We start from the raw sequence: 25,212 nt of genomic DNA, 5'->3' as shown, positions 1-25,212 counted from the left end.
ATGTCGCGCATCGGCAAGCTCCCCATCGCGGTTCCCGCCGGCGTGGACGTCACCATCGACGGCCGTACGGTCAAGGTCAAGGGCCCCAAGGGCGAGCTGACCCACACCGTCGTGGCACCGATCGAGATCGTCAAGGGTGAGGACGGCGTCCTGAACGTCACCCGCCCGAACGACGAGCGTCAGAACAAGGCCCTGCACGGCCTGTCCCGCACGCTGGTGGCGAACATGATCACCGGCGTGACCCAGGGTTACGTGAAGAAGCTCGAAATCAGCGGTGTCGGTTACCGCGTTGTCGCCAAGGGTTCGAACCTGGAGTTCTCCCTCGGTTACAGCCACCCGATCCTGATCGAGGCGCCCGAGGGCATCACCTTCAAGGTGGAGGCCCCCACCCGCTTCTCGGTCGAGGGCATCGACAAGCAGAAGGTCGGCGAGGTTGCGGCCAACATCCGCAAGCTGCGCAAGCCCGACCCGTACAAGGCCAAGGGTGTCAAGTACGAGGGCGAAGTCATCCGCCGCAAGGTCGGAAAGGCGGGTAAGTAAGCCATGGCATACGGGCAGAAGATCCTCAAGGGCGACGCCTACAAGCGCGCCGCGATCAAGCGCCGTCACATCCGTATCCGCAAGCGGATCGCGGGTACCGCGGAGCGTCCCCGTCTGGTCGTGACCCGCTCCAACCGCCACATCGTGGCCCAGGTGATCGACGACCTCAAGGGGCACACCCTGGCGTCGGCGTCCACCCTGGACACCTCGATCCGTGGCGGCGAGGCCGACAAGTCGGCGCAGGCCAAGCAGGTCGGCGCCCTGGTCGCCGAGCGTGCCAAGGCCGCCGGCGTCGAGGCTGTCGTGTTCGACCGTGGTGGCAACCAGTACGCCGGGCGCATCGCTGCCCTGGCGGACGCCGCCCGCGAAGCCGGTCTGAAGTTCTGAGCCGGTTCCGTAGCTAGCGGAAACAGAGAGAGGTAATTCCAATGGCTGGACCCCAGCGCCGCGGTGGCGGTGCCGGTGGCGGCGAGCGGCGGGACCGGAAGGGCCGTGACGGCGGCGCAGCTGCCGCCGAGAAGACCGCATACGTTGAGCGCGTCGTCGCGATCAACCGTGTCGCCAAGGTTGTGAAGGGTGGTCGTCGCTTCAGCTTCACCGCGCTGGTCGTGGTGGGCGACGGTGACGGCACCGTGGGTGTCGGTTACGGCAAGGCCAAGGAGGTGCCGGCCGCCATCGCCAAGGGCGTTGAGGAGGCCAAGAAGCACTTCTTCAAGGTCCCGCGTATCCAGGGCACCATCCCGCACCCCATCCAGGGTGAGAAGGCTGCCGGCGTCGTGCTGCTCAAGCCCGCGTCCCCGGGTACCGGCGTTATCGCCGGTGGTCCGGTGCGTGCCGTGCTCGAGTGCGCCGGTATCCACGACGTGCTGTCGAAGTCGCTCGGCTCCGACAACGCGATCAACATCGTGCACGCGACCGTGGAGGCCCTGAAGGGTCTGCAGCGTCCCGAGGAGATCGCGGCCCGCCGTGGTCTGCCGCTCGAGGACGTCGCCCCCGCGGCTCTGCTCCGTGCGCGTGCCGGGGCGGGTGTGTGATCATGGCGCAGCTCAAGATCACGCAGGTGAAGTCCTACATCGGCAGCAAGCAGAACCACCGTGACACCCTGCGCTCCCTTGGTCTCAAGGGCATCAACACGCAGGTCGTCAAGGAGGACCGCCCCGAGTTCCGCGGCATGGTGCACACCGTCCGCCACCTCGTGACGGTCGAGGAGGTCGACTGATCATGGCGGAGCAGAACCCGCTCAAGATCCACAACCTCCGTCCCGCCCCGGGCGCCAAGACCGCCAAGACCCGTGTCGGTCGTGGTGAGGCGTCGAAGGGTAAGACGGCCGGTCGTGGTACCAAGGGTACGAAGGCCCGTTACCAGGTTCCGGAGCGCTTCGAGGGTGGCCAGATGCCCCTCCACATGCGTCTTCCGAAGCTGAAGGGCTTCAAGAACCCGTTCAAGACCGAGTTCCAGGTCGTGAACCTCGACAAGCTGGCGGCGCTGTACCCCGAGGGTGGCGAGGTCACCGTCGAGGGTCTCGTGGCCAAGGGTGCCGTTCGCAAGAACAGCCTCGTCAAGGTCCTGGGCCAGGGCGAGATCTCCGTGGCGCTGCAGGTGACGGTCGACGCCGTCTCCGGCTCCGCCAAGGAGAAGATCACCGCCGCCGGCGGTACCGTCACCGAGCTCGTCTGAGTCCTTCAGGCGTCTCGATGACTTGATCGATCCCGACCGGGGATACCCCACAAATGGGGTATCCCCGGTTGGTCGTTCCTAGGGTGGCGGTCTCGCCGGTAAGGTGGCCTGCACTGCCAACTTTCCATGGGTGTCGCACCTCGGGCACCTTGAGCGGCAGTTGACCGTTACTTATTCGTCGAACCTCAAGACCGTCGCCTACCGCGCAGTAACGCGGGGGGTCGCAGGAGGCACCGTGCTCACCGCGTTCGCCCGGGCGTTCAAGACGCCCGACCTGCGCAAGAAGCTGCTCTTCACGCTCGGCATCGTCGTGGTGTACCGGATCGGTACGCACATCCCGATCCCGGGTGTCGACTACCGGAACGTCCAGACCTGTATCGACGTGGCCAAGGGCAACCAGGGTCTGTTCGGTCTGGTCAACATGTTCAGTGGCGGCGCACTGCTGCAGATCACGATCTTCGCGTTGGGCATCATGCCGTACATCACCGCGAGCATCATCCTGCAGCTGCTGACGGTGGTGATCCCGCGCCTGGAGGCCCTGAAGAAGGAAGGCCAGGCCGGCACTGCGAAGATCACGCAGTACACCCGCTACCTGACCGTGGCGCTCGCCATCCTGCAGGGCACCGGCCTGGTGGCCACCGCCCGCAGCGGCGCCCTGTTCAACGGCTGCCCGGTCGCTTCGGAGATCGTTCCGGACCAGTCCATCTTCATCACCGTCACCATGGTCATCACCATGACCGCCGGCACCGCCGTCGTCATGTGGCTGGGTGAGCTGATCACCGACCGCGGTATCGGCAACGGCATGTCGATCCTGATGTTCATCTCGATCGCCGCCACCTTCCCGGCCGCGCTGTGGGCCATCAAGGAGCAGGGCTCGCTGGCCGACGGCTGGATCGAGTTCGGGACCGTCATCCTCGTCGGCCTCTTCATGGTCGGCCTGGTGGTCTTCGTCGAGCAGGCTCAGCGCCGCATTCCGGTCCAGTACGCGAAGCGGATGATCGGCCGCCGGTCCTACGGCGGTACGTCGACCTACATCCCGCTGAAGGTGAACCAGGCCGGTGTGATTCCGGTCATCTTCGCCTCGTCGCTGCTCTACATCCCCGCGCTGATCGTCCAGTTCTCCAACTCCACTGCTGGTTGGGCGAGCTGGATCCAGGGGAACCTCGCGGACACCGCGGCCCCGGTTCACATCACCATCTACTTCTTCCTGATTGTCTTCTTCGCGTTCTTCTACGTGGCCATCTCGTTCAACCCCGAGGAAGTCGCGGACAACATGAAGAAGTATGGTGGCTTCATCCCGGGCATCCGGGCTGGCCGACCGACCGCTGAGTATCTGTCGTACGTGCTCAACCGGATCACCTGGCCGGGTTCGCTGTACTTGGGTCTGATCGCTCTCGTTCCGACAATGGCGTTGGCTGGTTTCGGGGCAAACCAGAACTTCCCCTTCGGCGGGACCAGCATCCTGATCATCGTGGGTGTGGGTCTTGAGACGGTGAAGCAGATCGAGAGCCAGCTCCAGCAGCGCAATTACGAAGGGTTCCTCCGCTGATGCGAATCGTCCTCGTCGGGCCGCCGGGCGCCGGTAAGGGTACGCAGGCCACGCGCCTTGCCGAGAAGCTGTCGATCCCGCACATCTCCACGGGCGACCTGTTCCGCGCCAACATCAGCCAGCAGACGGAGCTCGGCAAGCTCGCGAAGTCCTACATGGACGCCGGCAACCTCGTGCCGGACGAGGTCACGATCGCGATGGCGAAGGACCGCATGGAGCAGCCGGACGCCGAGAACGGCTTCCTGCTGGACGGCTTCCCGCGCAACGTGTCGCAGGCCGAGGCGTTGGACGAGCTGCTGACCACCGAGCGCATCCAGCTCGACGCGGTGCTCGACCTGGAGGCCCCCGAGGACGAGGTCGTCAAGCGGATCGCCGGCCGCCGGATCTGCCGCAAGGACTCCAGCCACGTCTTCCACGTGACGTACAGCCGGCCCAAGGTCGAGGGTGTCTGCGACGTCTGCGGCGGCGAGCTGTACCAGCGTGACGACGACGCCGAGGGCACGGTCCGCAAGCGGCTGGAGGTCTACCACACGCAGACCGAGCCGATCATCGACTACTACAAGGCGCAGGGGCTGGTCGTCACCATCTCCGCGCTGGGTGCGGTCGACGAGGTCACGGGGCGTGCGCTGGAAGCGCTGAAGCGTGAGGACGACGGCAAGTAGCCGTCGGTCGCGGTACCGGCCGTGGCGCCCTGAGGGGCGTCACGGCCGTACTGTTGTGCAGGTAACCGGTTGACGCGAGTGACGGAGAGCGCAGGGCCCTCATGGTGCAGATCAAGACCCCCGAGCAGATCGCCAAGATGCGTGCGGCGGGGTTGGTCGTCGCAGCCATCCACGCGGCCACCCTGGAGGCCGCGGTCCCCGGTGCCTCCACCAAGGACCTCGACCAGGTGGCGCGCAAGGTCCTCGCCGAGCACGGCGCGAAGTCGAACTTCCTCGGCTACGGCGGATTCCCCGCGACGATCTGCACCTCCGTGAACGAGGTCGTCGTCCACGGCATCCCCTCCGAGGACGTCGTCCTGAAGGACGGGGACGTCATCTCCATCGACTGCGGCGCGATCGTCGACGGCTGGCACGGTGACGCCGCCTACACGGCGTTCGTCGGGTCCGGTCACGCTCCGGAGCTCATCGAGCTGTCCCGGGTGACCGAGGAGTCGATGTGGGCGGGCATCGCGGCGATGAAGCAGGGCAACCGGCTCGTCGACGTCTCCCGCGCCATCGAGACGTACATCCGCCGCCAGCCGAAGCCGGGCGGCGGCCGGTACGGGATCATCGAGGACTACGGCGGCCACGGCATCGGCACCGAGATGCACATGGACCCGCACCTGCTGAACTACGTCGACCGGCGCCGCGGCAAGGGCCCCAAGCTGGTCCCCGGCTTCTGCCTCGCCATCGAGCCGATGGTCTCCCTGGGCACCCCGAGGACGGAGGTCCTGGCGGACGACTGGACGGTCATCACGACCGACGGCACGTGGTCGTCCCACTGGGAGCACTCCGTCGCGCTGACCGAGCAGGGCCCGCTGGTCCTGACCGCCCCCGACGGCGGCCGGGCCAAGCTCGCCGAGTACGGCGTGACGGCGGCTCCGGACCCGCTGGGCTGACGGAGCGCGCAGCCGGACAGCCGCCGGCCGGAGGCCGGTGCCGCCGGCCGAAGCCTGTGAGGCGCCCCGGGCGCCGAGCCCGCGAGGGCGGCGTCCGGAATCGGGTCGGCGGCCGGGCCAAGCTCGCCGAGTACGGCGTGACGGCGGCTCCGGACCCGCTGGGCTGAGGTCGCATAATGATCTTTCGCGTGGGGCAGACTGCCTCGATTCGTGTTTCCGGGTGCGCTGACGTAGACTGACTCGTCGGCTCTTGTGTACCCGCATGTCTGCATGCGCTCACACTGAGTCGATCAAGGTAGTCGATTCGAAGGGCAAAGCGTGGCCAAGAAGCAAGGTGCCATCGAGATCGAGGGCACTGTCGTCGAGTCTCTGCCGAACGCCATGTTCAAGGTCGAGCTCCAGAACGGCCACCAGGTCCTGGCACACATCAGCGGCAAGATGCGTATGCACTACATCCGCATCCTCCCTGACGACCGGGTCGTGGTGGAGCTGTCTCCGTACGACCTCACGCGTGGCCGGATCGTCTACCGGTACAAGTAGATCTTGCCCAGGTCCCGTGCTCTCCCTGTGCGCGGGACTGCCGGCAACTGACCCGGAGAACCTCACATCCCATGAAGGTCAAGCCGAGCGTCAAGAAGATCTGCGACAAGTGCAGGGTGATCCGCCGTCACGGTCGGGTCATGATCATCTGCGAGAACCCGCGCCACAAGCAGCGCCAGGGCTGACCGCTCGATCATTCCCTCTGTCCTAACGCAGAGACTTCGCGCGACGCGAGCTGAATTTGTTCATACGCAGAGCCCAAGCCATCCAGCTTGACACCCCCGGTTCGGAGGCCGGGGACCCAGTTCGTACCTGGTACGGCGGCTGGGAGTCGGTTCTGCGGAAGACCTCCGAAGATCAACTGGAGCCATTGAATGGCACGCGTTTCCGGTGTTGACATCCCGCGCGAAAAGCGCGTGGAGGTCGCCCTGACCTACGTGTTCGGCATCGGCCGGACCCTTTCCCAGCAGACGCTGGCCGAGACCGGCATCGACCCGAACACCCGCGTTCGCGACCTCTCCGAGGAGCAGCTCGTCGCGATTCGTGAGTACGTCGACAACAACATCAAGACCGAGGGTGACCTCCGTCGCGAGATCCAGGCCGACATCCGCCGCAAGGTCGAGATCGGTTGCTACCAGGGTCTCCGTCACCGTCGTGGTCTGCCCGTCCGCGGTCAGCGCACCAGCACGAACGCCCGTACCCGCAAGGGCCCGCGTCGCGCCATCGCCGGCAAGAAGAAGCCGGGCAAGAAGTAGTCCTCAGCGGACGCTTATCAGCGGTCTTCGCTGTAGGACCGACCACCTCCCGTAGGAGTTATAGATGCCCCCCAAGGGTCGTCAGGGCGCTGCCAAGAAGGTGCGCCGCAAGGAAAAGAAGAACGTCGCTCACGGCCACGCGCACATCAAGAGCACGTTCAACAACACGATCGTCTCGATCACGGACCCGTCCGGCAACGTGATCTCCTGGGCCTCCGCCGGCCACGTCGGCTTCAAGGGCTCCCGCAAGTCCACGCCGTTCGCCGCGCAGATGGCCGCCGAGTCGGCTGCCCGCCGCGCCCAGGAGCACGGCATGCGCAAGGTCGACGTGTTCGTGAAGGGCCCGGGTTCCGGTCGTGAGACCGCGATCCGCTCCCTGCAGGCCACGGGCCTCGAGGTCGGCTCCATCCAGGACGTCACCCCGACCCCGCACAACGGCTGCCGCCCGCCGAAGCGTCGTCGCGTCTGACGTACGCCGCTTCTCGGCTGTGGTTCTCGGGCGGTACGGCTCCTTCGGGTCGTGCCGCCCGTACCCTTGCAGTACCCGCACTTCTCATGGGTGCGGTTTCCGTCGGGCGTCAAATAGCGGGCGTCCACGAATGAAGGATCTGATCCACACATGCTGATCGCTCAGCGTCCCTCGTTGACCGAAGAGGTCGTCGACGAGTTCCGCTCCCGGTTCGTGATCGAGCCGCTGGAGCCGGGCTTCGGCTACACCCTCGGCAACTCCCTGCGCCGTACCCTCCTCTCCTCGATCCCCGGTGCCGCTGTCACCAGCATCCGGATCGACGGCGTGCTGCACGAGTTCACCACCGTGCCGGGCGTCAAGGAGGACGTCACCGACCTGATCCTCAACATCAAGCAGCTGGTCGTCTCCTCGGAGCACGACGAGCCGGTCGTGATGTACCTGCGCAAGCAGGGTCCGGGTCTGGTCACCGCCGCCGACATCGCGCCCCCGGCCGGTGTCGAGGTGCACAACCCCGACCTCGTCCTCGCCACGCTCAACGGCAAGGGCAAGCTGGAGATGGAGCTGACCGTCGAGCGCGGTCGCGGCTACGTCTCCGCCGTGCAGAACAAGCAGGTCGGCCAGGAGATCGGCCGTATCCCGGTCGACTCCATCTACTCGCCGGTGCTGAAGGTCACGTACAAGGTCGAGGCCACGCGTGTCGAGCAGCGCACCGACTTCGACAAGCTGATCGTCGACGTCGAGACCAAGCAGGCGATGCGTCCGCGTGACGCCATGGCCTCCGCCGGCAAGACCCTGGTCGAGCTGTTCGGTCTCGCCCGCGAGCTGAACATCGACGCCGAGGGCATCGACATGGGTCCGTCCCCGACGGACGCCGCGCTCGCCGCCGATCTGGCGCTGCCGATCGAGGAGCTGGAGCTCACCGTTCGGTCGTACAACTGCCTCAAGCGCGAGGGCATCCACTCCGTGGGTGAGCTCGTCGCCCGGTCCGAGGCGGACCTGCTCGACATCCGCAACTTCGGTGCGAAGTCGATCGACGAGGTCAAGGCGAAGCTCGCGGGCATGGGCCTGGCGCTCAAGGACTCGCCTCCCGGCTTCGACCCGACCGCCGCCGCGGACGCCTTCGGCGCCGACGACGACGCGGACGCCGGCTTCGTGGAGACCGAGCAGTACTGATCGGATCCACTTTCCGGGGGACGTCCGCGTCCCCCGGATCTCCGACAGGCGACCGCCTGCTCGGATACTGACTCCGGTACCTGATACGGCCGGGGCAGACACCTAGGAGAAACATCATGCCGAAGCCCACCAAGGGTGCCCGTCTGGGCGGCAGCGCCGCGCACGAGAAGCTGCTCCTCGCGAACCTCGCGAAGTCGCTCTTCGAGCACGGCAAGATCACCACCACCGAGGCGAAGGCGCGCCGTCTGCGCCCGTACGCCGAGCGTCTGATCACCAAGGCGAAGAAGGGCGACCTTCACAACCGCCGTCAGGTGCTCCAGGTCATCACGGACAAGAGCATCGTGCACACGCTCTTCACCGAGATCGGCCCGCGTTACGAGAACCGTCCGGGTGGCTACACCCGCATCACCAAGATCGGTAACCGCCGTGGCGACAACGCGCCCATGGCTGTCATCGAGCTGGTCGAGGCGCTGACGGTGCAGCAGAAGGCCGTGGGTGAGGCCGAGGCCGCCACCAAGCGTGCGGTCAAGGAGGCCGACGAGGCCAAGGTCGAGGAGACCAAGGTCGAGGAGACCGAGGCCGCCGAGGCCCCCGCCGAGGAGTCGAAGGACGCGTAAGCGTTCCGCGCCCCATCAGGCGAAAAGCGGGCCCGCTCCCTTCCGGAGCGGGCCCGCTTCCGCGTTGCTGAGAGGATTTGCCCCGTGAGTGAAGAAGTGCAGCCCGGCCGGGTCCGGGTCCGACTCGACCTGTCCTACGACGGAACCGGCTTCCACGGGTGGGCCAAGCAGGCCGGCGGGAAGCGGACCGTGCAGGGGGAGATCGAGGACGCGCTGCGGACCGTGACGCGGTCGCGGGAGACGTACGAACTGACGGTCGCCGGGCGGACCGACGCCGGGGTGCACGCGCGCGGGCAGGTTGCGCATGTGGATCTGCCCGAGGAGGTGTGGCGTGAGCACCACGAGAAGCTGCTGAAGCGGCTCGCCGGGCGGCTGCCGAAGGATGTGCGGGTCTGGGCCCTGCGCGAGGCGCCGAGCGGCTTCAACGCGCGGTTCTCGGCGGTGTGGCGGCGCTACGCGTACCGGGTCACCGACAACCCCGGGGGAGTGGACCCGCTGCTGCGCGGCCACGTCCTGTGGCACGACTGGCCGCTCGACGTGGACGCCATGAACGAGGCCGCGCGGGGGCTGCTCGGGGAGCACGACTTCGCGGCGTACTGCAAGAAGCGCGAGGGTGCGACGACCATTCGTACGCTCCAGGAGCTGAGCCTGGTGCGCGGCGACGACGGGATCGTCACCGCGACCGTGCGGGCCGACGCGTTCTGCCACAACATGGTGCGCTCGCTGATCGGCGCGTTGCTGTTCGTGGGCGACGGGCACCGGCCGGCGGACTGGCCGGCGAAGGTGCTGGCGGCCGGCGTGCGCGACTCGGCGGTGCATGTCGTACGGCCGCACGGGCTGACGCTGGAGGAGGTCGGCTACCCGGCGGACGAGCTGCTGGCGGCGCGGAGCAGGGAGGCGCGCAACAAGCGGTCGCTGCCGGGAGCGCCGGCCGCCGGGTGCTGCTGAGGCGGCCTACTGCTCGGCGGCCGCGGAGGCCTGGGCCTCGCCGCGGCGGCGGATCTGGCGGTAGGTGAACTCGGCCAGGTCGTCGCCGGTCGCGAAGACCTCGGTGTCCTTGGTGGTGACGTCCTTGCCGTTCGTGAAGCCGGCGATGGTGAAGTAGGCGTACCGGCCGTAGGAGTTGGTGGTGGTGCGGCAGACGGCGGAGTCGCAGAAGGCGGGCACTCCGCCGCCGTTCAGGGACTTCACGATGCTCCTCTTGTCGGCCTGGGTCTTGGCCTTGAGGGCCTGCGCCTCGGTGTCGAAGACGGCCACGCCGACCGTGACGGCTATCCCGCCCTTGGTGTAGGTGACACGCAGCATGCGGGTGCAGTCGTTGGCGGTGAGGACCTTGGGGAGGGTCTGCCGGGCGGCGGTGGCACAGCTCTTGGTGTCGGCGGTCGGGCCCTTCTTGTAGACCGTCTCGCCCATGGTCAGCTGGGTGCCGGGGAAGAGGATCTGCGGGCTGAGCGCGGCGGTGTCCTTCGACTTGCTGGAGACGAAGTCCTTGGGGTCCAGCGGCGGCGGGGCGCTGGTCGGGGCGAAGGACGGCGGTGGGGCGGTGGACTCGCTGGGGATGTCCGCGGTGACGGGCAGCTGCGAGGTCTGGTTGTTCGCCTGCCCGCTGTCGCCGTTCGCCGAGACGACGGCCATGGCGACGGCCGTGCCGATCGCGACGGTGGCGAGCGCGCCACCGCCGACGAACAGCAGACGGCGCCTCTTGTTGCGGGCCTCGGAGGCCTCGGCGAGCGCGGCCCAGTCCGGGGTCTGGCCGTCGGCGCTGTTCCAGGACTGCTGCTGCGATTGCGGTGTCCAGGGATCCCACTGAGACTGGGGTCCCCCCTGCCCATAGCTCATGGGCCGCATCTTAGACGGGCCGGGCGGCGCGCTGGTCCGCCTCCGAAGGGCCCGGAACCCCTAGCGTGCCGTCCATGAATTCCGGCAACAACGGCAATACCGACATCTCCGGGTGGCTGCTGCGACCGGCCTCCTGGCACCTCTGGGTGGTGCCGGCGATCGTCATCGGCGCCCAGGCGGCCCGGGTGGGGCGGCCGGTCCCGGACGGCGGGATGGACAACGCGATCGTCGTGCGGGCGGCGCGCACCTGGCTGTCCGGCGGCTCCCCGTACGACGACCCGCACTTCCTCTATCTGCCCAGCGCGGTCCTCGCCGCCGCCCCGCAGGCCCTGCTGCCCCAGCTCTGGCTGCGGGCCCTGGTGCCGCTCGCGGTGTGCGCCCTGCTGGTGGCCGCCTGGACCTGCGCGCTGCGGCTGCACCGGGTGCCGCTGGGCAGCCGCTTCGCCGCGCTCGGCCTGGCCGGGCTCGCGGCCGGGTTCGCGCCGTTCGCGCATCTGGTGTCGCTGGCGAACTGGACGGTGACCGCGGCGCTGGCCCTGCCGCTGGCGCTGCTGCTCGCCGGGCGCGGGCGGTGGACGGCGGCCGGCGTGGTGATCGGCGCCGCGGTGGCGCTCAAACCGCTGCTGGCTCCGATGGCGCTGCTGTTCCTGTTCGCCCGCCGGTGGCCGGCGCTGGCCGCGGCGGTCCTGGTCCCGGCGGTGGCCTCGGCCGGCGCGGGTCTGCTGATGCCGGACCCGGCGGCCTTCTTCACCCGCACCCTGCCCTTCCTGCTGCACGGCCACGACGACTTCGTACGGCTCTACGAGGCGTCCCCGGGCGCCGTGCTGCCCCGGCTCGGTGTGCCGCCGGTCCTGGCCGCACTGATCGGGGCGGCGATGGCCGCCGTGGGGGTGTGGTGCGCCCACCGGCGCTGGCGCCGGGCCGACGCCGGGCCGCTGCGGCTGGCGGAGACCGCGACGGGGCTGATGCTCTCGGCGTTCCTGGTGTCCAGGCCGTCGTACGACCACTACCTGCTGGTCGTGCTGCCGCTGCTGCTCGCCGGGCTGCCGTATCCCGGTGCGGTGGCCCGGCGGCCCTGGTTCTGGCTGGCGCTGGCGCCGCAGCTGCCGTCCCTGACCCTGCCCTACCTGGAGTCGCCCCGGCGCCGGGCCGTCAAGGACGCGCTCACCCTGTGGGCCCTGGCCGCCGGAGTCGCCGCCCACTGCGCCGGGCGCCGGGCGGCGCGGGCCCCCGCGGGCATCGTCACACCGCGCCGGGAGCCGTCGGGCGGCGCGGCTCGCGTACCCTGAGAGTGTGCAGGCACCAGGTCTCGTACCTGGTGGCGCCGCGTTTTGACCCGTCCGGGCAAGCGCGGGTATCCTGCATGTTCGTTGTGTATTGGCTTGCTCATTCTCACGGGACGGGCCCTTACACCGGTCCACCGGGCCGATGACCAGCGACCCCACGTACGCGGTATGCGTCGCCGCCGTGCGGTCTAGGCTGTCGTGATCGTTTCGGTGACCTGTTCAGGACCATTCACTCGAAGCGAAGGCTACGAACCGTGCGTACGTACAGCCCCAAGCCCGGCGATGTGACGCGCCAGTGGCACGTCATCGACGCTCAGGACGTCGTCCTGGGCCGTCTGGCCTCCACCGCGGCCTCCATCCTGCGTGGCAAGCACAAGCCGATCTACGCGCCCCACGTCGACACCGGTGACTTCGTCATCATCATCAACGCCGACAAGGTGCACCTGTCCGGCAACAAGCGGACCCAGAAGATGGCGTACCGCCACTCCGGCTACCCGGGTGGTCTGCGCTCCGTCCGCTACGACGAGCTGCTCGACAAGAACCCCGAGAAGGCCATCGAGAAGGCCGTCAAGGGCATGCTCCCCAAGAACACGCTGGGCCGTCAGATGCTCTCGAAGCTGAAGGTCTACAAGGGTGACCAGCACCCGCACGGCGCGCAGCAGCCGCAGCCGTACGAGATCACCCAGGTCGCGCAGTAAGTCCGGCCACCCCCTAAGACTGAACAGAATCTGAGGAGAATCGTGGCCGAGACCACTGCCGAGCAGCCGCTCGAAGAGCTTGACATCGACAGCTACACCACCGAGTCCGAGGTTCCGGTGGAGGGTGAGTACACCTCCGAGTCCCTCGCCTCGCGCTTCGGTGAGCCCCAGCCGGCCGCCGGCCTGGGCCGTCGCAAGAACGCCATCGCCCGTGTCCGGATCGTTCCGGGCACCGGCAAGTGGAAGATCAACGGTCGCACCCTTGAGGACTACTTCCCCAACAAGGTGCACCAGCAGGAAGTCAACGAGCCCTTCAAGGTTCTCGAGCTCGAAGGCCGTTACGACGTCATCGCCCGCATCGCGGGTGGCGGTGTCTCCGGTCAGGCCGGTGCGCTCCGTCTCGGTGTCGCCCGTGCGCTGAACGAGGCCGACGTCGACAACAACCGCGGCCCGCTGAAGAAGGCCGGCTTCCTCAAGCGCGACGACCGTGCGGTCGAGCGCAAGAAGGCCGGTCTGAAGAAGGCCCGCAAGGCTCCGCAGTACAGCAAGCGCTAACCACAGCTGCCTGCTCGTACTCCGAACGCCCCGGCGGCACGCCACTGTGCCGCCGGGGCGTTCGTTTATCACAACCACAGGCGTATAACGGCACAAGACGCTCAAAGGCTTGTGTGATCGGATGGCCGGGCTGGGCGTTCGCTTCGCCCGGGATCACGGGAGTCGCCTGCCCGGGCCGCACCGGCGGGGGCTCTCGGAACTGACGCTTCCTCAGGAGGACAAGTGGGACGACTCTTCGGCACGGACGGTGTGCGCGGTGTCGCCAACGCGGATCTGACCGCCGAGATGGCGCTCGGACTGTCCGTCGCGGCGGCCCACGTGCTGGCCGAGGCGGGCACCTTCGAGGGGCACCGGCCGAAAGCCGTGGTCGGGCGGGACCCGCGCGCGTCCGGGGAGTTCCTGGAGGCCGCCGTCGTGGCCGGACTCGCCAGCGCCGGCGTGGACGTCCTGAACGTCGGCGTGCTGCCCACCCCCGCGGTGGCCCATCTGACCGGGGCGCTCGGCGCCGACCTGGGCGTCATGCTCTCCGCGAGCCACAACGCCATGCCCGACAACGGGATCAAGTTCTTCGCCCGCGGCGGTCACAAGCTGCCGGACGACATCGAGGACCGCATCGAGTCCGTCTACGAGGAGCACCGCACCGGTGCGCCCTGGGACCGGCCGACCGGCAGCGGCGTCGGCCGGGTGCGGGCGTACGAGGAGGGGGCCGGACAGTACGTCGAGCACCTGCTCAGCGTGCTGCCGAACCGGCTCGACGGGCTGAAGATCGTCCTCGACGAGGCGCACGGCGCGGCCTCCGTGGTCTCCCCGCAGGCCTTCCAGCGGGCCGGCGCCGAGGTCGTCACCATCGGTGCCGAGCCCGATGGGCTGAACATCAACGACGGCTGCGGCTCCACCCACCTGGACCTGGTCAAGGCCGCCGTCGTCGAGCACGGCGCGGACTTCGGCATCGCGCACGACGGTGACGCGGACCGGTGCCTCGCGGTCGACCACACCGGCGCCGAGGTCGACGGCGACCAGATCCTCGCCGTGCTGGCGCTCGCCATGCGGGAGCGGTCGGAGCTGAGGTCCGACACCGTCGTCGCCACGGTCATGTCCAACCTGGGCTTCAAGCTGGCCATGGAGCGCGCCGGGATCCGGCTCGTCCAGACCGCGGTCGGCGACCGGTACGTCCTGGAGGAGATGAAGGAGCACGGCTTCGCCCTCGGCGGCGAGCAGTCCGGGCACGTGATCATCCTCGACCACGCGACCACCGGCGACGGCACGCTGACCGGGCTGCTGCTGGCCGCGCGGGTCGCGCAGACCGGGAAGCCGCTGCGGGAGCTGGCGGGCGTGATGGAGCGGCTGCCGCAGGTGCTGATCAATGTGCCGGACGTGGACCGGTCCCGGGTCGGGAACTCCGCGGAGCTGGCCGTCGCGGTCGGTGAGGCGGAGCGTGAGCTGGGCGCGACCGGACGGGTGCTGCTGCGGCCGTCCGGGACCGAGCCGCTGGTCCGGGTGATGGTCGAGGCGGCGGACATCGAGCAGGCCCGGTCGGTCGCGGGGCGGCTGGCTGACGCGGTGAAGTCGGCGCTGGGGTAGTTCTCGGCGGCCGGTCCGTGGTGCGGGGTTCCGTGCGGGGCGCGCTGCGGGCCTGCGGGTCCGTGGTGGCTCGTGCGGTTCACCGCACCTCTAGGCGGCGTCGGCCTTCCGGCGCTGCGCGGCCCACAGCCACTTCTGGGCCAGCAGCGTCAGGGTGCCGGCCAGCATGATGCCCAGCAGGTTCAGCAGGAGCTGTTCCGTGGAGCCCCAGGCCTGGCGGTACTCCGCGTAGCTGAAGGCGACCGCCGCGTTGGCGGCGGCCGGGACCGTGGTCACCGAGATGGCGACGCCCACCAGGGCGCCGGACTTCGCCGAGGTCAGGGAGAGGGTGCCGGCGCAGCCGGCCAGGACCGCCACGACGAACGAGAACCAGTCGGGGCGGTAGATGAAGTTGGTGTTGGGGCGGTCGGCGTCCAGGGCCTCGGCGCTGAACAGGTCGACCGCGTCCATGAAGTAGCTGAAGCCGACCGTCACCAGCATCGCCACGGCGAAGCCGGCGAGCAGCGCGTTCAGCGAGCGCACGGCGAGGCGCCGACGGCGCTGGACGAGCGCGGTGCAGAAGCCGGCCAGCGGGCCGAACTCCGGGCCGACCGCCATCGCGCCGACGATCAGGATGGCGTTGTCGAGCACCACACCGCAGGCCGCGATCATCGTGGCCAGGGTGATGAAGGCGACGTAGGTGACGGAGAGCGTCGACTCCTCGTGGGTCGCGTCCACCAGGTGCTCCCAGAGGACCGCGTCCGCGGCCTCTCCGGGTGCCTCCTCCTCGGCCTTCTCGGCGCGCTTCGACAAGGACAGGTCGATGTTCTCGACCGCGATCGAGCCGGTCGTCTCGATGTCCAGCTTCCGCAGTCCGGCGAGGAGTTCGTCACCGGCCTCGCGGGCGACGTCGCACAGGACGACATCGCCGGCGGGGTTGCGGGCGGCGCCCGGCACCACGACCAGGTGGGTGGTGCCGACCGTGTTCTCGATCAGCCGGCACACGGCGTCGGTCCGGTCGGCCGGCGTGATCAGGCGCAGATGCAGCATGGCGCCTATCTAAACAGGGCCTTCTGACGGCGTCACAGCTTCCGCAGGCTCAGCCGCTGCACCTTGTGGTCGGGGCCCTTGCGCACCACGAGGGTGGCGCGGCCGCGCGTCGGGGCCACGTTCTCCATCAGGTTCGGCTTGTTGATGGTGCGCCAGGTGGTGCGGGCGTAGTCGAGGGCTTCCTCCTCCGACACCTGGGTGTACTTGCGGAAGTACGAGGACGGGTTCTGGAAGGCCGTCGCGCGCAGCTTCTTGAACCGGTTGAGGTACCAGCGCTCGATGTCCTCGGCGCGGGCGTCGACGTACACGCTGAAGTCGAAGTAGTCGGCGAGGCCGACCCGGGTGCGGCCGTCCTTGCCGGGCAGGGCGGGCTGGAGGACGTTCAGGCCCTCGACGATCAGGATGTCCGGGCGGCGCACGACCAGGCGTTCGCCGGGGACGATGTCGTAGATGAGGTGCGAGTAGACCGGGGCCGTGACCTCTTCCTTGCCCGCCTTGATGTCGGCGACGAAGCGGGTCAGGGCGCGGCGGTCGTAGGACTCGGGGAAGCCCTTGCGGGACATCAGGCCGCGGGCCTGGAGCTCCTTGGTGGGCAGCAGGAAGCCGTCGGTCGTGACCAGCTCGACGCGCGGGTGCTCCGGCCAGCGGGAGAGCAGGGCCTGGAGGAGACGGGCGACCGTGGACTTGCCGACGGCGACCGAGCCGGCGACCCCTATGACGAAGGGGGTGCCGGACTGGGAGCCCTGCTCGCCGAGGAAGGTGTTCAGCGCCCCGCGCAGTCCGTCCGTGGCGCCGACGTAGAGGTTGAGGAGCCGGGACAGCGGGAGGTAGACGTCCCGCACCTCGTCGAGGTCGATGACATCGCCGAGGCCGCGCAGTTTCTCGACCTCGTCGGCGGTGAGCGGCAGCGGCGTCTTGTCGCGCAGCGCACTCCACTCGGCGCGGGTGAGGTCGAGGTAGGGAGTCGCCTCCGGGCGGGGCCGGTGGGCGCTCCGGGGCAGCGAGGGGACCGGAGAGATCACAGTCCATTGTTACGGGAGTACGAACAGGCGGTGGGGTGGGATCCGTCACGCGGGGGCCGGGGCCCGGCCGGCACCGGGTGGAACGGGAGGAAGCGGGGCGAACGGGGGAATGTCAGTGGCGTGCGTCACAGTTGTGGGAAGGGTGGGCCGCGCCGGGTCCACCGACCCCGAGGGGTGACCCATGACGTATGCGATAGAGGCGGAAGGCCTGGTCAAACGGTTCAAGGAGACGGAGGCGCTGGCCGGTGTCGATCTGGCGGCCCGCAAGGGCTCGGTGCTCGGGCTGCTCGGACCCAACGGCGCCGGGAAGACCACCGCGGTGCGGATCTTCGCGACGCTGCTGCGCCCGGACGGCGGCACCGCCCGAGTGGCCGGCCACGACGTGGAGCGGGACGCCGGGGTGGTGCGCTCCCTCGTCGGGCTGACCGGACAGTACGCCGCCGTCGACGAGAACCTGACCGGCACCGAGAACCTGCTGCTCATCGGCCGGCTGCTGGGACTGCCGCGGCGCGCGGCCAAGGCGCGGGCGGGAGAGCTGCTGGAGCGGTTCCAGCTGACGTACGCGGCCGGGCGGGCCGTGAAGACCTTCTCCGGCGGTATGCGCCGGCGCCTGGACCTGGCGGCCTCGCTCGTCGGCCGGCCGAGCATCCTCTTCCTCGACGAACCGACCACCGGTCTGGACCCGCACAGCCGCGGTGAGCTGTGGGACATGCTCCGCGGCCTGGTCGCGGACGGTGCCACGGCCCTGCTGACCACGCAGTACCTGAACGAGGCCGATGTGCTCGCCGACGACATCGTGGTGATCGACAAGGGCCGGGTGATCGCCGAAGGCACGCCCGACCAGCTGAAGTCGCAGGTCGGCGGACAGGTGCTGGAACTGCGGCCGATCCTGGAGCGCGACCTGACGCGGGCGCACGCGCTGGTGACCGGGGCCGCGGGACCGCACGCGCGGATCGAGGGCGAGACCGTCACCGCCCCGGTGAAGGACCCCGAGCTGATGCCGGCCGTCGTACGGGCGCTGGACCGCGAGGGGATCGCGGTGGGCGAGCTGGCGCTGCGCCGCTCCTCGCTGGACGAGGTGTTCCTGGCGCTGACCGGCCACCGGGCCGAACCCGGCGCGCCCGAGGGCAACGGCGGCGCGGCCGTCCGGGACGACGAGAACGAGTTGCAGAAGGCGGTGATGCGGCCATGACCGCCACCACCGTCACCCCGCCGCTCACCGCGTCCGGCCGGGTGCCGCCGCTCGCCGGACTGCGGCAGACCTTCACCATGGCCTGGCGCAGCCTGGTCGCCGTCAAGCACAACCCGCTCGAACTGGTCGACTACAGCATCACGCCGATCATGTTCGTGTTCCTGTTCACCTATGTGCTGGGCGGCCAGATGGCCGGATCGCCCGAGGCGTACCTGAAGTACGCGCTGCCCGGGATCATCGTGCAGAACACCCTGTTCATGACGATGTACACGGCGATGGCGCTCAACACCGACCTCACCAAGGGCGTCTTCGACCGGCTGCGCAGCCTGCCGATAGCCCGCTCCGCGCCGCTGGTCGGACGCATCACCGCGGACCTCGCCAAGCATGTCTGGGCGATGCTGCTGATGATCGGCCTCGGGCTGCTGCTCGGCTTCCGGATCACCGGAGGGTTCGACGGGTTCCTGCTCGGCGCGCTGCTGCTGGTGGTGTTCGCGGCGGCCGTGTCGTGGAGCGCGGTGCTGATCGGGATGCTCGCCGGGGACGCGGAGAAGGTGCAGGCGTTCGCCTTCACCCTGATCTTTCCGATCACCTTCACCAGCAGCGCGTTCGTCATGGTGGACACCATGCCGGGATGGCTGCAGGCGTGGAGCGACGTGAATCCGGTGACGCATCTGTCCGACGCCTACCGCGGGCTGCTGCTCGGCGGGCCGGTGGCGGAGCCGGTGATGTGGTCGCTGGTCTGGGCGGCCGGGATCGCGCTGGTGTTCTATCCGCTGGCGATGCGGGCGTACCGGGCGAAGACCTGACGCGGGCCGTTGCGACCGCTGGAGGCCGTGGAGGCCGTGGAGGCCGTGGCGGCCGCGGCAGCCGTTCGGGGCCGTTCGGGGCTTCGTACCCCGGTGGGAATTTCCGATTTCGGGCACGCGACAGCGGGTTCGGATCGCGAAACGACCGTAGGCTGCCGGTCATGTGCGGAATCGTGGGATACGTGGGGTCGCAGTCGGCGCTGGACGTCGTGACGGCCGGACTGAAGCGCCTGGAGTACCGGGGCTACGACTCGGCCGGAGTCGCCGTACTCGCGGACGGCCGGCTCGCCGCGGCCAAGCGGGCCGGGAAACTGGTCAACCTGGAGAAGGAACTGGTGGAACGGCCGCTGCCGACCGGCACCACCGGCATCGGGCACACCCGGTGGGCCACACACGGCGGGCCCACCGACGCCAACGCCCACCCGCACCTCGACAACGCGGGCCGGGTCGCCGTCGTCCACAACGGGATCATCGAGAACTTCGCCGAACTGCGGGCGGAACTGGCCGAGCGCGGGCACGAACTGTCCTCCGAGACCGACACCGAGGTCGTGGCGCACCTGCTCGCCGAGGAGTTCTCCGCCTGCGCCGACCTCGCCGAGGCGATGCGGCTGGTGTGCCGGCGGCTCGACGGCGCGTTCACGCTGGTCGCCGTGCACGCCGACGAGCCGGACGTGGTGGTCGGCGCGCGGCGCAACTCGCCGCTCGTGGTCGGCGTCGGCGACGGCGAGGCCTTCCTCGCCTCGGACGTCGCCGCCTTCATCGCCCACACCCGCTCCGCGATCGAACTGGGCCAGGACCAGGTGGTGGAGCTGCGCCGGGACGGGGCGACGGTGACCGGCTTCGACGGCCGGCCCGCCGAGGTCCGCTCCTACCACGTCGACTGGGACGCCTCGGCCGCCGAGAAGGGCGGCTACGACTACTTCATGCTCAAGGAGATCGCCGAGCAGCCCAAGGCGGTCGCCGACACCCTGCTCGGCCGTATCGACGCCTCCGGATCACTGACGCTGGACGAGGTGCGGATCCCGCCGCGGGTGCTCCGGGAGATCGACAAGGTCGTCATCGTCGCCTGCGGCACCGCCTTCCACGCCGGGATGATCGCCAAGTACGCCATCGAGCACTGGACGCGGATCCCCTGCGAGGTGGAGCTGGCCAGCGAGTTCCGCTACCGCGACCCGATCCTCGACCCGCAGTCGCTGGTCATCGCGATCTCCCAGTCCGGGGAGACCATGGACACCCTGATGGCGCTGCGGCACGCCCGGGAGCAGGGCTCCAAGGTGCTGGCCATCTGCAACACCAACGGCTCCACGATCCCGCGCGAGTCGGACGCCGTGCTGTACACGCACGCCGGTCCGGAGGTCGCCGTCGCCTCCACCAAGGCGTTCCTGACCCAGCTGGTCGCCTGCTACCTGGTGGCGCTCTATCTCGGCCAGGTGCGCGGCACCAAGTGGGGCGACGAGATCAGGGACGTGGTCCGGGAGCTGTCGAAGGTCTCCGGCGAGGTCGAGCGGGTGCTGGAGACCATGGAGCCGGTGCGGGCGCTGGCCCGCACCCTCGCCCACAAGAACACGGTGCTGTTCCTGGGCCGGCACGTCGGCTACCCGGTGGCGCTGGAGGGCGCGCTCAAGCTGAAGGAACTCGCCTACATGCACGCCGAGGGCTTCGCGGCGGGCGAGCTGAAGCACGGGCCGATCGCGCTGATCGAGGAGGACCTGCCGGTGGTGGTGGTCGTGCCGTCACCGCGCGGCCGGTCCGTCCTGCACGACAAGATCGTCTCCAACATCCAGGAGATCCGCGCCCGGGGCGCCCGCACCATCGTGATCGCGGAGGAGGGCGACGAGGCGGTCGTGCCCTACGCCGACCACCTGATCCGCATCCCCGCCACCCCGACCCTGCTCCAGCCGCTGGTCGCGACGGTCCCGCTGCAGGTCTTCGCCTGCGAACTGGCCACCGCCCGCGGCAACGAGGTGGACCAGCCGCGGAACCTGGCCAAGTCGGTGACGGTGGAGTAGCCGGAGCGGTTCTCGGGGTGCCGCCGCGGCGGCACCCCGGAGGACCCGGCCGTCAGCGGGCCCTGCGGCGCGGCTCCCGGTACAGCTTCCAGCTGACGAACAGCAGCGGCAGTTCCAGGGCCCAGATACCGATGACCGCGTCCCACTCGGGGCGGACCGCGCCGGCCTCGTCGACGGTGACCAGCGCACACAGCGAACCCCAGACGATCGCCACCGCGGCACACAGCCACAGACCGATGTTCCAGGCCAGGGCCGCCTTGCTCCGGCCGCGCAGCGGACGGCCGGACCCCGCCGCCCGGCGTTCGCTCGGCCGGGGAATGTCCTCCGGGTCGCGGGCCGGCAGGCGGACCACCGCGCCCGGCGGGACGGCGGCGTCCAGTGCCGCGATCCGTTCCGGCGTGAGGCCCTTGTACAGCGTGGGCTCCACCGTCACCGAGAACCCGTCGTGACCGGTGAGGACGCGGGACCCGTCGGGGCGGGCGGACATCGCGGCGCAGGCGTCGTAGCGCACCGTCACCGGGCCGCCCGGCGTCAGCAGGCTCACGCCCTCCGCGCCGATGACCAGCGTGACCCGCTCGTCCTCCAGGGAGGAGTGCCGGGTGCCGGTGAGGGCGTCCGCCGAGTACTGCGGGGCGAGGGTGAAGCCCGCCCAGTCGGCGCCCCGCCCCGGCACCTGGAGCAGCGCCGAGTCCCACGCCTCGCGGGCCACCTCGCGCAGGTCCTCGACGGTGACCGCCGCCAGCTCGGCGCGGTGCCCCTCGGGGGAGAGGACGCGGTGGCCGAGCAGCAGGCTCAGCGCGTACGACGGCAGCGCGGCGGCGCCCAGGTCCGGGACGTCGTACATCTTGAGGATCTTGCCGCGTACGGCGTCCAGTTCCGCCTGCTCGATACGGCCCGCCCGCAGCCGCGCGAGGGTGTCGACGAAGCCGCCGACGACCGCGTCCTGCTTCCGCGGCAGCGCGTCCGCGTACGCGGTGAGGGTGGCGAAGTCGGCGTCGCGAGGGCTGTAGTCGGCCTCCGCGGTGTAGGAGTAGCCGCCCTCCTGGCGCAGGTCCTGGAACAGGGCGCGGCCGAGGACGTCGGCGAAGACGGCGGCGGCGGTGGTGCGGCGCAGCACCGAGGTGAGGACGACATGGCCGTCGTCGCCGTGGATGTACGCCGGGGTGACCGGCAGCGCGCAGGTCGGCGCGGGCGCCGGGATGCGGGAGCCGGCGGGCAGGGTCAGGTCCAGGCCCTCGGGGACGTGGTCGCTGGTGATCCACAGCACCGCGTTGTCCCGGGTGAACCGGGTCTCGGCCCAGTGCCGGACCTGGTCCGGGGTCAGGCTCCAGGTGCCCAGCTCGCGGTAGCTGGACAGGCCGTGGCCCCGGGCGCCGTAGCGCCACAGCGGCAGCTGCGAGCTCGGGCCCTGGCCGCGGCCGGCGGCCTCGGTGCGCAGGATCTCCTTCTCCGTCTCCAGCCGGTCCAGCGGCAGGTCCCGCAGCGCCGCGCACACCGCGTTCAGGTGCGCGACGACCTCCTCCTCGCCGCCGGTGACGTGGAAGAGGGTGTACACGTTGGCGGTGGTGCCGTTGTGGTGCAGGTCGGACAGGCCCAGCCGGTGCAGTGCCAGGTGCTCCACCAGGTGGGTGATGCCGCTGGTCGCGAGGGTCTCGTCGGCGCGGCCGACCCGGAAGAACAGCCCGGCGGTGATCTCGCCCTGCGCCGGGGCGTACAGCGTGGGAACGCCCTGGGTGGTGGTGTGGGAGACGAGGCCCGAGAGGGCGTCGAGGCCGGTCGGCCCGGAGGCGTCGGTGATCTCGGTGGTCATGTGTGCGGCCCCCTCAGAGCGTCGCCAGCGCGGACTTGCGGTACTTGCGGAACGCGGCCTTCGGATCCGACAGATAGGACCAGGGGAAGTCGCTCGCCCGGTCGCCGAGGACCGCGAAGTGCGGGTGGGCGTCGGCGAAGTGGCCGCCGAGGGAGAAGGCCATCGCGAACGCGCTGTGCGCGCCGATCCAGTGCCAGCCGGGCCGGTAGTCCCGGTGCAGCACCGACACCTGCGCGGCGAACCGCAGATCGTCGCGGACCGGGACGCCCTTCAGGTACGCGATGCCCTCGGCGTCGTCCAGCTCCAGCCAGTGCTCCAGATGGGCCAGCGCGACCAGGGCGCCGGTGTGCGCGCCGTCCGGTGCGGCGGTGGTGGCCTCACGGGCGAAACCGTGCGCGGCCTCCCAGGAACCGCCCCACTTCGGGCACAGCTGCTGGAGCAGCTGGGTCTGCGCCGGGTAGTGGTGCGGGTGGTGGGCGCTGAGCCGGTCGTAGCGGCGGCGGGCCTCGGCCTGGCCGAGCTGGAGGCCGCGCGCGGTGATCAGGCGCACGGTCCAGGCCGGGGCGTACGACGGCTGCTGCGCGCACACCTCGATCAGGATCCGCTCGGCCTTGCGCAGCCACTCGTGGAACTGCGCGAACTGGTCCCGCGAGACGTGCTCGGCACGCGCGGAGCTGCGGATGGCCCAGCCGATGCGCACGTACCGGTCGGCCAGCAGGGTGCGCGGCAGCGGATCGGCCGGGTGCTCGGCGGCGGCCCGCTCCAGCATCGTCTCGACGCCGTCCTCCTCGGCGAGCAGCCCGACGGCGAAGCTGACCCGCTCCGGCGAGTCGAGGGCGGCGAGACGGGCGCGTACGGCGTCCCAGTCGCCGTCGCGGGCGGCGGTCCGCAGGGGGAGGAGTTCGGGCAGGGTGTCGTACGGATCGAAGAACGGTCCGGTGCCGGGCACCGCGCCCGGTATGCCGCCGCTGGTGGTGCTGCTCATTCCTCCGCCCCCAGGCTGCTGTCGCGCCGCCGCTGCGCGAACTGGCCCCCCAGAGCGCCCCGACGTGTGTGAAGTGTGAAGTCGCCGCAGGCTAGCAGCCCGTCACGGGGGCGTCCGACCGTAGGGTGCTCGGCATGAGCATCATCGGAGTCGGCATCGACGTCGCCGAGATCGACCGGTTCGCGGCGTCGCTGGAGCGCACCCCCGCGCTGGCCCAACGGCTGTTCCGGGAACGGGAGTTGCTGCTGCCCAGCGGCGAGCGCCGGGGCGTTGCCTCGCTCGCCGCCCGCTTCGCCGCGAAGGAAGCCTTGGCCAAGGCCCTTGGCGCGCCACCCGGACTGCTCTGGACGGACGCGGAGGTCTACGTCGAGGACAGCGGCCGCCCCCGGCTCCGCGTCACCGGCACGGTGGCGGCCCGAGCGGCGGAACTGGGCGTACGGTCCTGGCACGTCTCGCTCAGCCATGACGCGGGGGTGGCCTCGGCGGTGGTGATCGCGGAGGGGTGAGCGCGGAGGGTGGGCGCGGTGACCGGGTGAGACCTGGTCGGACCGGGTGAACGTTTCGCCGACGCTCGAATGGGTGAACGGGTCCGCAAGAGGCGGATTTCCGGTGGTCCCGCCCGCCACAGTGGCGGGCATGGTGACATCCACCCACGAGACCTCGCACCGGATCTTCCAGGACCATCCGGAGGTTCTCGCACCCATCTTCGAGGCGCTGGGGCTGCCGACGCCCGTCAAGGCGGACATCGAGGCCATCACGCCCGACACCACGGAACTCAAACCGCTGGAACGGCGCGTCGACACGGTCCTGAAGGTCGAGCCGTCGGACTGGGAGAGCTTCCTGGTCGCCATCGAGGCACAGACGAGCAAGACACCGGACAAGGGCGCCAGCTGGGCGTATTACATCTCTTACCTACGAGCGAAGTTCGGCCTGCCCGTGCTGCTCGTCGCGGTCTGCCGGCACAGATCCACGGCGGCGTGGGCGGCGGGGCCGTTCGTGTGCGGCGTCGGCCCCTGGGCGACCCAGACGACCCGCCCCTTCGTCCTCGGCCCGGACACGGTGCCCGAGATCACCGACGAGTCGGCCGTGGCACGCAATCCCGCGATGGCGACATTCAGCGCCATCGTCCACAGCGAGAGCCGCGGCATCGACGCCATACTCAATCTGCTGGCCCGCGCCATGCGGTCGTTCGACAAGGCGACGGCCACGTACTGGTCCGAACTGCTGGAAGTCGGCCTGGAGAACACTCCGGCCAAGGAGACGTGGAGAGAGCTGGAGAAGATGGTCGTCAGTTACTTCCCGGGCAGGGGCACGGTCTTCGAGGAGGCCTTCCTGGAGGGCGAGGCCAAGGGAGAGGTCAAGGGCAAGGCGGAGGGCAAGGCGGAGGGCAAGGCGGAGGGCAAGGCGGAGGGCAAGGCCGAGTCTCTGTTGGCTGTGCTGGAGGCGCGGGGGCTGTTCGTGTCCGACGAGGTTCGGGGGC

The 25,212-nt window shown here is 69.8% G+C and carries 29 protein-coding genes; 24 read left to right on the top strand and 5 right to left on the bottom strand.

Annotated elements, in window-relative coordinates:
- The 15 genes from rplF to truA all read left to right on the top strand — a co-directional run bounded on the left by rplF (position 1) and on the right by truA (position 9,868).
- Entirely contained in the window at positions 1 to 540 is a 540-nt protein-coding gene (gene rplF, locus ABT232_RS08395; protein ID WP_351837654.1) for a 50S ribosomal protein L6, read from the top strand.
- A gap of 3 nt (positions 541 to 543) precedes the next feature.
- Positions 544 to 927 carry a 50S ribosomal protein L18 gene (gene rplR / locus ABT232_RS08390; RefSeq protein ID WP_217143309.1) on the top strand — a complete coding sequence of 128 codons (384 nt, stop codon included), beginning with the start codon at positions 544 to 546 and terminating at the stop codon, positions 925 to 927.
- A 41-nt stretch (positions 928 to 968) separates the two neighbouring features.
- On the top strand, positions 969 to 1,574 hold the full coding sequence (gene rpsE, locus ABT232_RS08385; protein WP_004984517.1) for a 30S ribosomal protein S5: 606 nt from the start codon (positions 969 to 971) through the stop codon (positions 1,572 to 1,574).
- A gap of 2 nt (positions 1,575 to 1,576) precedes the next feature.
- The gene (gene rpmD / locus ABT232_RS08380; protein WP_003974250.1) at positions 1,577 to 1,759 is read left to right on the top strand and encodes a 50S ribosomal protein L30; all 183 of its coding nucleotides are present in this window, start codon (positions 1,577 to 1,579) and stop codon (positions 1,757 to 1,759) included.
- A 2-nt stretch (positions 1,760 to 1,761) separates the two neighbouring features.
- The gene (gene rplO / locus ABT232_RS08375) at positions 1,762 to 2,217 is read left to right on the top strand and encodes a 50S ribosomal protein L15 (protein ID WP_023547373.1); all 456 of its coding nucleotides are present in this window, start codon (positions 1,762 to 1,764) and stop codon (positions 2,215 to 2,217) included.
- Positions 2,218 to 2,452: 235 nt separating this feature from the next.
- Complete coding sequence (gene secY, locus ABT232_RS08370; protein ID WP_351837650.1) at positions 2,453 to 3,766, top strand: preprotein translocase subunit SecY; 1,314 nt, start codon at positions 2,453 to 2,455, stop codon at positions 3,764 to 3,766.
- Entirely contained in the window at positions 3,766 to 4,428 is a 663-nt protein-coding gene (locus ABT232_RS08365; RefSeq protein ID WP_351837647.1) for an adenylate kinase, read from the top strand. The genes secY and ABT232_RS08365 overlap by 1 nt, the downstream gene beginning before the upstream one ends.
- A gap of 101 nt (positions 4,429 to 4,529) precedes the next feature.
- The gene (map, locus tag ABT232_RS08360; protein ID WP_351837644.1) at positions 4,530 to 5,366 is read left to right on the top strand and encodes a type I methionyl aminopeptidase; all 837 of its coding nucleotides are present in this window, start codon (positions 4,530 to 4,532) and stop codon (positions 5,364 to 5,366) included.
- 318 nt (positions 5,367 to 5,684) lie between these two features.
- Positions 5,685 to 5,906: a translation initiation factor IF-1 gene (gene infA, locus ABT232_RS08355; protein WP_003948620.1), complete on the top strand. Its 222-nt coding sequence runs from the start codon at positions 5,685 to 5,687 to the stop codon at positions 5,904 to 5,906.
- Between the two features lie 71 nt (positions 5,907 to 5,977).
- The gene (rpmJ, locus tag ABT232_RS08350; protein WP_004984509.1) at positions 5,978 to 6,091 is read left to right on the top strand and encodes a 50S ribosomal protein L36; all 114 of its coding nucleotides are present in this window, start codon (positions 5,978 to 5,980) and stop codon (positions 6,089 to 6,091) included.
- A 189-nt stretch (positions 6,092 to 6,280) separates the two neighbouring features.
- Positions 6,281 to 6,661, top strand: a complete 381-nt coding sequence (gene rpsM / locus ABT232_RS08345) for a 30S ribosomal protein S13 (RefSeq protein WP_020135802.1) — start codon at positions 6,281 to 6,283, stop codon at positions 6,659 to 6,661.
- A gap of 64 nt (positions 6,662 to 6,725) precedes the next feature.
- Positions 6,726 to 7,130, top strand: coding sequence for a 30S ribosomal protein S11 (rpsK, locus tag ABT232_RS08340; RefSeq protein ID WP_003956432.1), 405 nt, complete (start codon positions 6,726 to 6,728; stop codon positions 7,128 to 7,130).
- Between the two features lie 150 nt (positions 7,131 to 7,280).
- Complete coding sequence (locus ABT232_RS08335; RefSeq protein WP_003966937.1) at positions 7,281 to 8,303, top strand: DNA-directed RNA polymerase subunit alpha; 1,023 nt, start codon at positions 7,281 to 7,283, stop codon at positions 8,301 to 8,303.
- A 116-nt stretch (positions 8,304 to 8,419) separates the two neighbouring features.
- A complete protein-coding gene (gene rplQ, locus ABT232_RS08330) occupies positions 8,420 to 8,920 on the top strand; it encodes a 50S ribosomal protein L17 (RefSeq protein WP_351837640.1) in 501 nt (166 codons plus the stop codon).
- Positions 8,921 to 9,004: 84 nt separating this feature from the next.
- Positions 9,005 to 9,868 (top strand): tRNA pseudouridine(38-40) synthase TruA, encoded by an 864-nt coding sequence (truA, locus tag ABT232_RS08325; RefSeq protein WP_351837637.1) that lies wholly within the window; start codon positions 9,005 to 9,007, stop codon positions 9,866 to 9,868.
- Between the two features lie 6 nt (positions 9,869 to 9,874).
- Here the strand turns inward: truA and ABT232_RS08320 are convergent, their stop codons facing one another.
- Positions 9,875 to 10,759, bottom strand: coding sequence for a hypothetical protein (locus ABT232_RS08320; protein ID WP_351837635.1), 885 nt, complete (start codon positions 10,757 to 10,759; stop codon positions 9,875 to 9,877).
- 74 nt (positions 10,760 to 10,833) lie between these two features.
- Here ABT232_RS08320 and ABT232_RS08315 point away from each other — a divergent pair, with 74 nt between their 5' ends.
- The 4 genes from ABT232_RS08315 (at position 10,834) to glmM (ending at position 14,879) form a co-directional block, all read left to right on the top strand.
- Complete coding sequence (locus ABT232_RS08315; protein WP_351837632.1) at positions 10,834 to 12,048, top strand: glycosyltransferase family 87 protein; 1,215 nt, start codon at positions 10,834 to 10,836, stop codon at positions 12,046 to 12,048.
- A gap of 251 nt (positions 12,049 to 12,299) precedes the next feature.
- Positions 12,300 to 12,743, top strand: a complete 444-nt coding sequence (gene rplM, locus ABT232_RS08310) for a 50S ribosomal protein L13 (RefSeq protein WP_030046395.1) — start codon at positions 12,300 to 12,302, stop codon at positions 12,741 to 12,743.
- A gap of 42 nt (positions 12,744 to 12,785) precedes the next feature.
- Positions 12,786 to 13,298 carry a 30S ribosomal protein S9 gene (rpsI, locus tag ABT232_RS08305; protein ID WP_103812805.1) on the top strand — a complete coding sequence of 171 codons (513 nt, stop codon included), beginning with the start codon at positions 12,786 to 12,788 and terminating at the stop codon, positions 13,296 to 13,298.
- A gap of 222 nt (positions 13,299 to 13,520) precedes the next feature.
- On the top strand, positions 13,521 to 14,879 hold the full coding sequence (gene glmM, locus ABT232_RS08300) for a phosphoglucosamine mutase (RefSeq protein WP_351837629.1): 1,359 nt from the start codon (positions 13,521 to 13,523) through the stop codon (positions 14,877 to 14,879).
- A gap of 90 nt (positions 14,880 to 14,969) precedes the next feature.
- On the opposite strand, the gene ABT232_RS08295 is transcribed toward glmM, so the two are convergent.
- The gene (locus ABT232_RS08295) at positions 14,970 to 15,908 is read right to left on the bottom strand and encodes a DUF389 domain-containing protein (protein WP_351837626.1); all 939 of its coding nucleotides are present in this window, start codon (positions 15,906 to 15,908) and stop codon (positions 14,970 to 14,972) included.
- Between the two features lie 32 nt (positions 15,909 to 15,940).
- On the bottom strand, positions 15,941 to 16,930 hold the full coding sequence (coaA, locus tag ABT232_RS08290; RefSeq protein WP_351837623.1) for a type I pantothenate kinase: 990 nt from the start codon (positions 16,928 to 16,930) through the stop codon (positions 15,941 to 15,943).
- A 181-nt stretch (positions 16,931 to 17,111) separates the two neighbouring features.
- Here coaA and ABT232_RS08285 point away from each other — a divergent pair, with 181 nt between their 5' ends.
- The 3 genes from ABT232_RS08285 (at position 17,112) to glmS (ending at position 20,937) form a co-directional block, all read left to right on the top strand.
- Positions 17,112 to 18,122: an ATP-binding cassette domain-containing protein gene (locus ABT232_RS08285; RefSeq protein ID WP_351837621.1), complete on the top strand. Its 1,011-nt coding sequence runs from the start codon at positions 17,112 to 17,114 to the stop codon at positions 18,120 to 18,122.
- On the top strand, positions 18,119 to 18,928 hold the full coding sequence (locus ABT232_RS08280; protein WP_351837619.1) for an ABC transporter permease: 810 nt from the start codon (positions 18,119 to 18,121) through the stop codon (positions 18,926 to 18,928). The genes ABT232_RS08285 and ABT232_RS08280 overlap by 4 nt, the downstream gene beginning before the upstream one ends.
- A gap of 161 nt (positions 18,929 to 19,089) precedes the next feature.
- Entirely contained in the window at positions 19,090 to 20,937 is a 1,848-nt protein-coding gene (gene glmS / locus ABT232_RS08275; RefSeq protein WP_351837616.1) for a glutamine--fructose-6-phosphate transaminase (isomerizing), read from the top strand.
- Positions 20,938 to 20,989: 52 nt separating this feature from the next.
- On the opposite strand, the gene ABT232_RS08270 is transcribed toward glmS, so the two are convergent.
- Both ABT232_RS08270 and ABT232_RS08265 read right to left on the bottom strand, forming a co-directional pair.
- On the bottom strand, positions 20,990 to 22,747 hold the full coding sequence (locus ABT232_RS08270; protein WP_351837614.1) for a M16 family metallopeptidase: 1,758 nt from the start codon (positions 22,745 to 22,747) through the stop codon (positions 20,990 to 20,992).
- A gap of 13 nt (positions 22,748 to 22,760) precedes the next feature.
- The gene (locus ABT232_RS08265; protein WP_351837611.1) at positions 22,761 to 23,732 is read right to left on the bottom strand and encodes a tetratricopeptide repeat protein; all 972 of its coding nucleotides are present in this window, start codon (positions 23,730 to 23,732) and stop codon (positions 22,761 to 22,763) included.
- Positions 23,733 to 23,866: 134 nt separating this feature from the next.
- Between ABT232_RS08265 and ABT232_RS08260 the strand changes: the two genes are divergently transcribed.
- Both ABT232_RS08260 and ABT232_RS08255 read left to right on the top strand, forming a co-directional pair.
- Positions 23,867 to 24,238: a holo-ACP synthase gene (locus ABT232_RS08260; protein WP_351837608.1), complete on the top strand. Its 372-nt coding sequence runs from the start codon at positions 23,867 to 23,869 to the stop codon at positions 24,236 to 24,238.
- Positions 24,239 to 24,368: 130 nt separating this feature from the next.
- A partial coding sequence (locus ABT232_RS08255; RefSeq protein WP_351837606.1) for an RpnC/YadD family protein occupies positions 24,369 to 25,212 on the top strand: 844 nt, incomplete at its 3' end.

This window comes from Streptomyces sp. NPDC001532, assembly GCF_040298625.1.
Taxonomy (GTDB): domain Bacteria; phylum Actinomycetota; class Actinomycetes; order Streptomycetales; family Streptomycetaceae; genus Streptomyces.
This window is presented reverse-complemented; position numbering and strand designations above follow the sequence as displayed.